The sequence below is a fragment of the Streptomyces sp. NPDC002054 genome (assembly GCF_040296685.1).
Taxonomy (GTDB): domain Bacteria; phylum Actinomycetota; class Actinomycetes; order Streptomycetales; family Streptomycetaceae; genus Streptomyces.
Window position 1 is genome coordinate 90,843 of the sequence record NZ_JBEOXT010000034.1, and the last position, 9,750, is coordinate 100,592.

Here is a 9,750-nt window from a genome sequence, read left to right on the forward strand (position 1 = left end):
GCGGGGCGGCGGCTCACAGGTGGTCGTTGAGCTGCTCGTCGATGTGGTCGAGGCACAGCTCGTACACGTCCTCTGCGTGCGTCTGGTGCCAGCCGGCCGGCACCGGCACCCCGGCCGGCCACAGCGCCCGGTGCCCGGTGCCGTCCGCCACCACCACGAAGGTCCCGAACTCGTCGGCGAACGGGTCGTCCGCCCACGGGTCCTCGAGGACATGCAGGCTGCCGTCCTCCGTCACCCGCGCCGCATGCCCCGTACGCCACATCCGGGCGGTGCCCGCCGGCCCGGCGAGCGGATCCGGCAGGAACCGCTCCCCGGTCGCGGCCGGCAGCCCCGGGTACCCCTGGGCCACCCCCACCCCCGCGATGTACAGCGCGCCCACGGCCCCCGCGGCCACCGGCCGCATCGCCGCGTCCAGCACCAGCGCGCGGTAGCCGGGGACCGGCCGGACCCGGCCGCCCGGGGTCTGCTCGACCAGCAGCCGCCCCTCCGGCCGGCCCACGCTCACGGTCAGCGGCGCGTGCAGCGCCCGGGCCAGCGCGACCAGGACCTCGTCCACGTGCCCCAGCAGCACCGAAGCGCCCCGCTCCTGCAGCCAGCCCAGCACCTCGTGCGGGGAGCCGTACGCCAGGGAGGGTTCCGGCAGGTGCACCCGGCCGCCGGAGACCAGCGTGCCCAGCAGACCCAGCGCGGCCTCCGCATCCGGGTAGCCGTGCACCAGCCAGGCCGCGTCCGCGGCCCCGCCCAGGCCGGCCGCGGCGAGCGGCTCGCCGCCGATCGCGACCGTGGCCACCGTTGCTCGGGGAGGGTGCCCGGGCGAACTGCCCGCCGGGGCGGCGGTGGCCAGGACCACCGGGCCGGCCGGGTCCAGCGGCCGGGTCCGGTCGGACGGCAGCACCGGCCACCTGCTGCCGGCCGGCAGCAGATCGGCGGCCGGGTCCCGGACCAGCCGGACCGCCCCGGGCACCGGCCCCAGCAGCCGGTCGGCCGCCTCGTCGAGGAGCAGTACGGCCGGCCGGGCCACCCCGGACAGCCCGGCCGCCGGGTCCGCCGGCAGGCAGGCCGCGCCCGCCTTGGCGATGGCCAGCGCGGCCACCGCGAACCCGGCCGGCGAGGACACGGCCGTGGCCACCGCGCCGCCCGGCCCGGCCCCGTGCCCGATCAGGACATGGGCCAGCAGGTCGGAACGGGCGTCCAGCTCCGCGTAGTCCATGCCCCCCACGGCCGCCGACCCGGGCGTCCGGGCCACCTGCGCGGCGAACATCCCGGCCGCGCTCCGGGCCGGCGGCAGGACCGGCGGCTCCCCGCTCCACACACCGCCGGGGTCCGCCGCGGCGGCCTCGCCGGGAGGCAGCAGCCGCAGCCGGCTCAGCGCCAGGTGCGGGCCCTCGGCCGCCGCCCCGAGCACGGCGAGCAGCTGCCCGGTCAGCGAGGCGGCGGCGGCCTCGCCGATCCCCTCGTACTGGAAGGCGGCACAGATCTCGATCCCCGCCGGGATGCCGGAGGCGTCGTGGCGCTCGGTCAGGGTCAGCGCCAGCGAGACCATCGGCTGCGGCAGCCGCGGGGCTTCCGGGCGGACCGTCAGGCCGGCCGCCTCGAACGCGCGGTCCGGGTCCTGCAGCACGCTCAGCGCGATGCCGCCGGGCAGGGCCAGCGGGGCGTCCCCGTTCCGGTAGGCCGCGAGGTCCGCCTCGCGGACCCGCCGCAGCAGTTCCGCGAAGGCCGGGTCGCCGGAGGCGTCCACGGACAGGGCGAGCACCCGTCCGTACGCGCCGACCGCACCGCGCAGCGCCGCATCGTCGCGGGCCGGCACGGGAGCGGCCAGGGTGATCCCGGGTCCGGCGCCCAGCCGGGTGAGCAGTGCGGCGAGGGCCGCGTGCACCACCATGAAGAGGGTGGCGCCGTGCTCGGCGGCCAGCCGGGTCAGCCGCGCGTGCAGCGCGGCATCCAGCCCGAGGTCCAGGCGCCCGAAGGAGTCGGCCTCGTAGCCGGCCGACCCGAACGTGTCGTACGGGTCGAAGGAGCCGGGGGAGTCGAGCGGGGAGGCGGAGCCGGTGCCCGGCGCGGGGGTGGGCTCCAGGTCTCCCCAGACCGCCCGCGGTGCGCCCTGCGGCAGGCCGTCGGCCCAGACCGGCGGGGCCCCGGCGGCCCGTGCCCCGTAGGCGTGCGCGAGGTCGGCGGCGAGCGGGAGGTGCGACCAGAGGTCGACCGTGTCGCCGGGCAGGGTCAGTTCCAGGAAGTGGTCCTCGGCCGCCGGGGAGCGCAGCCGGGTGCCGGCCGAGCCCAGCCGGCTGTTGCGCAGCGCCTCGTGACGCCGGCCCAGGTCTTCGAGCGCGGCTTCCAGGGCGCGCGTGTCCAGCGGTCCGCGCAGCCGCAGCGGCAGGACCGCGCTCTGGCCGGTGGCCCGGCCCGGGCCGGTGGCGGCGACCGGGCCGTCGCCGAGGAGGGCCGCGAACCGGGCCGGGGTCGGGGCCTCGTACACGGCCCGGCTGCCGGGGTCGGTCCCCAGCGTCTCCCGGACCCGTGACAGCAGCCGGGCCGCGGCCAGCGCATGGCCGCCGAGGGCGAAGAAGTCGGAGTCGGCGTCGACCGTGTGCCGGGGCAGGCCGAGCACTTCGGCGAAGAGGTCGCGGACGATCTCCTGGACCGGGGTTCCGGGCTGGGCGCCGGGCCGCCGGTCCTCACCGGATCCTTCGGCGGGCTCGGGGGTGGGGGCGGGCACGGGCAGGGCCGTACGGTCGATCCGGCCGTCGGAGTCGAGCGGCAGCGCATCCCGTACGGTCACCACGGCCGGGGCGAGGGCGTCCGGCAGCTGCTCCCGCAGGTGGCGGCGGAGGACGAGGTCCAGGCCGAGGGTCTCCTCGAAGCCGACCGGCGTGTTGGTCAGGGGGGTTCCGGCCGGCCGCGTCCCCACCGCCGTGGCCTCGTACACCGAGGTCAGCGGCCCGTCCGGGACCTGCTCCGGGTCGATCAGGACCAGGTCGAAGGCCGACTCGTCGGCGGCCGACCAGGTCGGCAGGGCCCGGTAGCCGAGCGCCTCGACGGCCGCGCACAGCTCCTCGGGGTCCGGGGCCGGGGCCGCGGGGAGTACCTGCCCGGCGCCGTCGAGGGCGAGCATCGCGGTGTACTCGCCGTGGATCCGGCCGTTGGGCACCCCGGCGATCCGCAGCAGGGCCGGACGCCGCTCCCGCAGCCGGGCCGTCAGCTCCGGAAGGCCGGCGGCCGGGTCCCGGCCCCAGTCCAGGCGGGGCGCCTGCGCCAGGTCGGCGACCGGCTCGGCGGTGCCGAGCACCACGTCGTAGCGGTAGCGGGTCAGCTCGTCGCGGCCGACGCCGCGCTTGAGGCGGACATCGACCGAGCGGATCGCCGGAAGCTCCCGGGCCAGCTCCGTGAACAGCTCCGGGGCCGCCAGCAGTTCGGTCTCGGTGGCCGCCCGCCGCGCCACGGCCCCGCGTACGGCGGCTTCCACCTGCTCGTCCTGCTCGTCCTGCTTGTCCGGTGTGGTCCGGGCCAGCTCGGCCCCGGTGCGCAGGCAGCGGGCCAGGCCGAGGTGGCGCAGATCGCCGAGCAGGATCGAACCGCCCGGCGCGAGCAGCTCCAGGGCGCGCTCGATCACGGTCCGGAGGTACTCCGGGCCGGGGAAGTACTGGACCACCGAGTTGATGATCACCGTGTCGAAGTGGCCGGCGGGCAGCCCGGCCGTGTCGTGGGCCTCCCGGCAGCTGAGCCGCACCCGGTCGCGCAGCTCGGGATCCTTGCGGGTCTGCTCGTGCAGTGCGTCGATGACGGAGGCCGAGAAGTCGGTGGCCCAGTACTCCTCGCAGCCGGGGGCGGCGGCCAGCGGGGCCAGCAGCAGGCCGGTGCCGGCGCCGATCTCCAGGACGCGGCGCGGGCCCAGCTCGCGGACCCGCCGCACCGTGGCGGAACTCCAGGCCCGCAGCCGGTCCGCCGGGATGGGCTGCCCGTCGTAACTGCTCGTCCAGCCGGCGAAGTTGTGGCCGAGCGGGATCGTGGCGGCGTCGTCGTACAGGGTGTCGTGGATCTCCTTCCAGGCCCCGATCCGCTCGGCGGTACGGCAGGCCTGCCCGGCCGGGTCGGTGTCGGCCGATGCGGCGGGTGCGGTGGTGGCGGCGGGGACCACGTGGGCGGCGAGCCGGCCGTCGGCCGCGGTGACGGCGGCCTCGGCCACGGCCGGGTGCCCGGCCAGCACGGCTTCGACCGCGTCGAGGTCGACCTCGGTGCCGGACAGCCGGACCCGCCGGTCCAGCCGGCCGGTCCACTCCAGCGCGCCGTCCTCGGTCAGCCGCATCAGGTCACCGGTGCGGAGCAGGGCGCCGCCGCTGCCGGTGAACCGGTCCTCGACGAAACGCCGCGCGGCGTCCGGGGACCGGCCGGGGGAGTCGGCGGCCAGCCCCGGCCCGCCCAGCAGGAGTTCACCGGTGCCGTCCGCCCCGACGGGTGCGCCGTCGCCGCCGACGACCACGGCGACGGTGTCGCCGAGGGGCCGCCCGACGGGGACCGTACGCGCGTCCTCGGCAGGTTCCCGCACCTCGTGCCAGGTGGCGAAGCCGGCCGTCTCGGGCCGTCCGTACACATGCAGCAGCCGGCGCGGCGGGCCGGCCCGGAACACCGCCCGGACCGGGCCCGGGTCCAAGGCGGCCTCGCCGCCGAACAGCAGGGCCCGCAGCGGAGCGAAGGCCGCGGGGCGCTCCCGGGCGATCCGGCGGAACCGGGCGGTGGGCAGGAGGAGCACCGAAATGCCCTGGTCGGCGACGGCCTGCTCGAAGCGGGCCGGGTCGGCGACGGTGCCCGGGGGCAGGCCGGCCAGCCGCGCGCCCACGGCGAGGGAGGACCACACCTCGAAGGCGAGCGCGTCGGAGGCCGGCCCGGCCACCTGGGCCACCACGTCGTCCGCGGTGAGACCGGCCGGTCCGCCGGACCGGACGAGGCCGAGGAGGGCGTGGTGCGGAACGACGACACCGGCAGGGGGGCCGGAGGCGTCGGAGGAGTAGTGGACGTACGCCGCGTCCTGCGGGTCGTACGCCGGGAGTTCGGCAAGCCGGCCCGCGGGGGTGCGGGCGGAGGCGTCGGCGGAGGTGCCGGAGTGTTTCGCGATGAGCGCGGCATCCCGGTCGAGGGCGACGATCGCGGCGCCCAGGCCGGTGTAGTCGGCCGGCGCCGCGGGGCCGGCGGTCACGACGGCGCGTGCGGAGCAGTCCCGCAGGATCAGCCGGCGGCGCTCGGCGGGGTGCGCCGGGTCGAGGGTCACGTACGCCGCTCCGGTCCGCACGATCGCGAGGAGGGCGGTCACCAGGTCGGGACCGGCCGGCAGCGAGGTCGCCACCCGGTCTCCGGGACGGACGCCCTGGGCCCGGAGGTGGGCCGCGAGCCGATGGGCCGCCCGGTTCAACTCCCCGTAGCCGAGCGAGAGGTCACCGCTGCCGGCGGCCGGGGCCGGGTAGGTGACGGCGGTCGCCTCGGGCCGCGCGAGTGCGTGCTGCTCGATGAGGCCGGAGAGTGACATCTGGCTCGCTCCTTCGGGGTGCGGGGCTCGGTGGCGCGGGGTGGGGGCTGGGGGCTCGGGAGTGGGTTACGGCCAGCCGATGTCGTTGGTGGAGGCCCCGACGGCCGGGTCGGTGCCCGGCGCGGCGGGGGCGGTGGGCGGGGCCACCGGCCAGCCGATCTTCGGGGCCTCGTCGGCGGAGGCGGCGCCACCGGCGGTGAGGACAGCGGCTCCGACGAAGGCGGCGGTGGCGACGATGCGGGCGATGTTCTTCATGGTGACTCCTCCGTGGCAACTCTTTGATTCGGCTTGGCAATTCCTCTGCCAAGAGATTGGCAATGCCCGCTTGGAATCTGCTCGGCATCCGATCGAGAACGGCTCGAAAGCGCTCCAGGACCACTCGAGGCGGCCCTCTCCAACCCCGTCTGACCTGCGCAAATGATGGGCTTCCGAGGGTCGGGAGATTTCTTGCCAAGCATTGCCAAACCCCCTTGCCGGGGTGCTGTTGCATTCCCCTGAACTCGAGTCCGGCTGGAGCGTGCGTTGCCAACAAGGCATAACGCTTGGCAATGTATTGCCAAGCGTGTTGGCAATATCTGGTACACCGTGCTGCCCCAACCACGGGGGGAGGCCCCTGAAGTGAACGCGCACCCGTCCCACCCGGAACGAACCGCCTACCTGGACACTGCCTACCTGGACACCGCCGGCCTGGGCCGGATGACCGACGCCGTGCGGAACGTGCTCGCGGACTGCACCGTCCGCGACGACCGCTTCGGGTCCTACGTGCTGGAGGAGCACCTCGGCGAGGTCCTGTACTCCGGGATCCACCGGCGCCTGGGCGAGCTGCTGGGCGGCGTCCCCGCGGCCGGCATCTCCCTGTTCACCGGCGCGGCCGACGCCTTCGACGCCTTCGTCTCCGGGCTGCCGCTCGGCCCCGGCGACCGGATCTGGGCCACCCCCCACGAGGGCGTGGCCCACCTGACCACCCTCTACGCGCTGCGCGACCGCACCCGCTGCACCCTGGAGGTCGTCCCGCTGCGCGAGGACGGCGACCTGGACCTGGACTGGATGCGGCAGCACCTCGACGCGGACGTCGCGCTGGTCTCGCTGGTGCACGTCTCCTCGGTCTGCGGCACCGTCAACCCGGTCGAGGCGGTCGGCCGGCTGCTCGCCCCGCACCGGGCCCGGTACGCGGTCGACGCCTCGTACTCGGCCGGCCAACTGCCCGTCGACGCCACCCGGATCGGCTGCGACCTGCTGACGGCGGACGGCTGGCGCTTCCTCCGCGGTCCCGACGGCATCGGATTCGCCTACGCCACCTCCGCCCTGGGCGAGCCCCTCGACGCCCCCGATCCGCACCCGGCGGCCGTCGCCGCACTGTACGAGGCCCTGGACCCCGCCGCCGCCCCGGCGCCGGCCGCAACCGGGACGCCGTACGCCGGCCTGCCCTCTGGGCTGCACGCCGCGGTCGCACGGACCACCGGGATCGACATCCTCACGGCGGGCGCGGAGCGGTCAGGGATCCTGTCGTTCCGTCACCCGGACATCCCCGCCGGTCTGATCCGCCGCGGACTGGCCCGGCGCGGAGTCCTGGTCCGCAAGGCCGTCGCCCAGGAGACACCCCTGCACCCGGCCGGCCGGAATCTCACCACCGCGGTCTCCGTCTCCGTCCACCACGACAACACCCCCGAGGACATCGCCCGGTTCGGCCACGCGCTCCAAGAGGTCCTGCGCGAGGAGACCCGTGCCCGCCGCCGGACGGCGGCCCACCCCCTGCCGGCCGCAGCCGCCGCGGCCGGCGCCCCGGCCCTCCCGGCCGGCGCCCGGTCTCATCTGTCCCTCGTGCCCCGGCCCTGACGCCCCGACACCCCTGACATCACCGAAACATCCGTATGAATTCGGCCCCGGATCGCCCGGCCGGATGTCACCATCCCCCGATGGGGACACAACCGATCACAAACGCCACCGCACCGCGCCGCAGAGCCACCGGGCTCCGGCTCAGTACCGCCCTGCTCCTGCTCTCCACCGTGCTCATGGGCCTGATGGCGGGCATGTTCTTCGCCTTCGACGTCTCGGTGATGCCGGGACTGGCCGAAACGGACGACCGTACGTACGTCACCGCGATGCAGCAGTTCAACGCGGCGGTCGACGGCAACGGCCTCTTCGGCTCGGCCTTCGTCCTGGCCCTGCTGGCCTCGGCCGCCGCGGCCGTGGTCGAGTTCCGCGCCGGCCGCCGCCGGGTCGCCCTCTGGACCGCCGTGGCCGCCGCGGCCTACCTGGCCGTCCTGGTGATCACCTTCACGGTGAACATCCCGCTGAACAACGACCTCGCCGACGCCGGTCCCGCCGACCGGCTCACCGACTTCTCCCTCGTACGCGACTTCGAATCGACCTGGGTCACCACAAACATCATCCGCACCCTGCTCAGCACGGCCGCCCTGGCCTGCCTCGCCCGCGCCCTCCTCCTCTTCGGCCGCGATACCGCCCGCTGAGGAAAGGGGCACCGGCCAGGCCTAAGCGCCCCGCCCGTACAGGACCAATGCCCACGCCAGGAAGCCCAGCGCCACCGTGCACAGCACCGCCCGCCACGCGTTCGCGCGGACCCACCGGCCCTCGAAGGCCTGCCGGACGCGGGCGGCGCCCGCATCGTCCAGCCGGTCCGCCGGACCGGCCTGCTCCAGGGCGTTGTTCAGCGGGATGTTCACCAGGCCGGTCACCGCCATGGCGGCGGCGTACGCGACGAACGCGCCGATCAGCGCCGGCAGTGCGTCCGGCGCCCCGGACGGGACGTGCAGTCCCAGCGCCAGCCCGGTGAACAGCAGCGCACCCAGATAGCCGAGCATGAACCAGCCGTTGAGGATCGCCACATTGATGCGCTGCATGGTCTCGATGACCGTCCGGTCGCCCGACCGCTTGAGGCCGGGCATCACCGAGACGGAGAAACCATAGAAGAGGCCGCTCATCCAGCCCGTGGTGATGGTCGCGGCAATGAGCGCCACCAGCCGTGCCGTGTCCACGTCGGTTCCCCCTGATCGCGGTCTCGTCAAGTGCGTCGATCATAGGTGCGGCCGTACGCCGTGTCCGGGGATACGCCGACGAATCGCCCCGGATCCGCGCGCGCCGGGGCGGTACTCTCCCGCTGCGAGGACCGGCACCATCCACAACCGCTCCCGGAGGATCAGACCGTGAAGGACCCGCAGGCCGTGGCCGCCGTGCACGACGCGACCGCCAGGCTGGCCGAGCTCCGCATCGACACCGAGCGCCGCAACCCGGCGCAGCCCGAGTTCCACCAGGCGGTACGGGAGGTCCTCGACACCCTGGCCCCCGTGTTCGCCGCCCGCCCCGAACTCGCCGAGCCCGGCCTCCTGGAACGCCTCCTCGAACCCGAGCGGCAGATTGTCTTCCGCGTGCCCTGGCAGGACGACCGCGGCCGGGTCCACGTCAACCGCGGCTACCGCGTGGAGTTCAACAGCGCCCTCGGCCCGTACAAGGGAGGCCTGCGCTTCCACCCGTCCGTGGACATCGGCGTGGTGAAGTTCCTCGGCTTCGAGCAGATCTTCAAGAACGCCCTGACCGGCCTCGGCATCGGCGGCGGCAAGGGCGGCAGCGACTTCGACCCGCGCGGTCGCTCGGACCACGAGGTCATGCGGTTCTGCCAGTCCTTCATGACCGAACTCCACCGGCACATCGGCGAGCACACCGACGTCCCGGCCGGTGACATCGGCGTCGGCGGCCGGGAGATCGGCTACCTCTTCGGCCAGTACCGGCGCATCACCAACCGCTGGGAGGCCGGGGTCCTCACCGGCAAGGGCCGGGGCTGGGGCGGCTCCGCCATCCGGCCGGAGGCCACCGGCTACGGCAGCGTGCTGTTCGCCGCCGAGATGCTGGCCGTCCGCGGCACCGCACTGGACGGCCAGACCGCCGTGGTCTCCGGCTCCGGGAACGTCGCCCTCCACACCATCGAGAAGCTCCAGCAGCTGGGCGCCAACCCGCTCACCGCCTCCGACTCCCAGGGCTACGTGGTCGACGACAAGGGCATCGACCTGACGCTTCTGCGGCAGATCAAGGAAGTGGAGCGGGGCCGGATCTCCGAGTACGCGGCCCGCCGCGGCCCCTCCGCCCGCTATATCGAGGGCGGCCGGGTCTGGGAGGTCGCGGCGGACGTCGCCTTCCCCTCCGCCACGCAGAACGAACTCGACGCGGAGGGCGCCCGTACGCTCGTCCGCAACGGGGTCCGGGCCGTGTCGGAA

General features: G+C 75.3%; 6 protein-coding genes. 3 read left to right on the forward strand and 3 right to left on the reverse strand.

Annotated features, from left to right (window positions below):
- Positions 1 to 13: 13 nt before the first annotated feature.
- Both ABT123_RS28190 and ABT123_RS28195 read right to left on the reverse strand, forming a co-directional pair.
- Complete coding sequence (locus ABT123_RS28190; protein WP_351319690.1) at positions 14 to 5,521, reverse strand: AMP-binding protein; 5,508 nt, start codon at positions 5,519 to 5,521, stop codon at positions 14 to 16.
- Positions 5,522 to 5,587: 66 nt separating this feature from the next.
- Positions 5,588 to 5,776 (reverse strand): hypothetical protein, encoded by a 189-nt coding sequence (locus tag ABT123_RS28195; protein WP_351319692.1) that lies wholly within the window; start codon positions 5,774 to 5,776, stop codon positions 5,588 to 5,590.
- 363 nt (positions 5,777 to 6,139) lie between these two features.
- Here ABT123_RS28195 and ABT123_RS28200 point away from each other — a divergent pair, with 363 nt between their 5' ends.
- Together ABT123_RS28200 and ABT123_RS28205 are read left to right on the forward strand one after the other, a co-directional pair.
- Positions 6,140 to 7,357 (forward strand): aminotransferase class V-fold PLP-dependent enzyme, encoded by a 1,218-nt coding sequence (locus ABT123_RS28200; protein ID WP_351319694.1) that lies wholly within the window; start codon positions 6,140 to 6,142, stop codon positions 7,355 to 7,357.
- Positions 7,358 to 7,437: 80 nt separating this feature from the next.
- On the forward strand, positions 7,438 to 7,992 hold the full coding sequence (locus ABT123_RS28205; RefSeq protein ID WP_351319696.1) for an anthrone oxygenase family protein: 555 nt from the start codon (positions 7,438 to 7,440) through the stop codon (positions 7,990 to 7,992).
- A gap of 21 nt (positions 7,993 to 8,013) precedes the next feature.
- On the opposite strand, the gene ABT123_RS28210 is transcribed toward ABT123_RS28205, so the two are convergent.
- Entirely contained in the window at positions 8,014 to 8,517 is a 504-nt protein-coding gene (locus ABT123_RS28210) for an anthrone oxygenase family protein (RefSeq protein WP_351319698.1), read from the reverse strand.
- A 195-nt stretch (positions 8,518 to 8,712) separates the two neighbouring features.
- Here ABT123_RS28210 and gdhA point away from each other — a divergent pair.
- Positions 8,713 to 9,750 (forward strand): NADP-specific glutamate dehydrogenase (gene gdhA / locus ABT123_RS28215; RefSeq protein ID WP_502971078.1); only part of this gene is annotated, 1,038 nt, incomplete at its 3' end.

Excerpts from the sequence above, each read along its gene's own strand:
- ABT123_RS28190 (WP_351319690.1), bottom strand. The coding sequence starts at position 5,521 with ATGTCACTCTCCGGCCTCATCGAGCAGCACGCACTCGCGCGGCCCGAG.
- ABT123_RS28195 (WP_351319692.1), bottom strand. The coding sequence starts at position 5,776 with ATGAAGAACATCGCCCGCATCGTCGCCACCGCCGCCTTCGTCGGAGCC.
- ABT123_RS28205 (WP_351319696.1), top strand. The coding sequence starts at position 7,438 with ATGGGGACACAACCGATCACAAACGCCACCGCACCGCGCCGCAGAGCC.